The following is a 407-nucleotide window of genomic DNA, read 5'->3' on the forward strand; positions in this document are numbered from 1 at the left end:
CGCCGGCGTGCTGTCCGACGACGGGGTCGCCCGGATCGGGCGGGACGCCGACCTGCCCCGTACCGAGGTCGGCGACGACGTGGCGATCGGCGAGTACGTGGCGGCGCGGCTCGGCCGCGAGGTCGTCGACCGCCTCGTGGAACCCCTGCTCGGCGGGGTGTACGCGGGCGACGCCTACCGCATCTCGATGCGCGCGGCGGTCCCGCAGCTCTTCGAGGCCGCCCGCACCCACACCTCCCTCACCGAAGGCGTCCGCGAGATCCAGGCGAAGGCCGCCGCCGCGCGGCAGACCGGCCCGGTGTTCATGGGCATCGCGGGCGGAGTGGGCACCCTCCCGCTCGCCGTCGCCGACTCCCTGCGGGCGCGCGGCGCCGAGATCCTGACCGGCACGCCGGTCACGGAACTGC

The 407-nt window shown here is 76.4% G+C and carries 1 pseudogene; it reads left to right on the forward strand.

The features are described from left to right. Window positions 1-407, forward strand: a pseudogene (locus tag B9S61_RS10350) (protoporphyrinogen oxidase); the annotation flags it as partial.

The organism is Streptomyces sp. SM1, from assembly GCF_002910825.1.
Classification (GTDB): domain Bacteria; phylum Actinomycetota; class Actinomycetes; order Streptomycetales; family Streptomycetaceae; genus Streptomyces; species Streptomyces okerensis.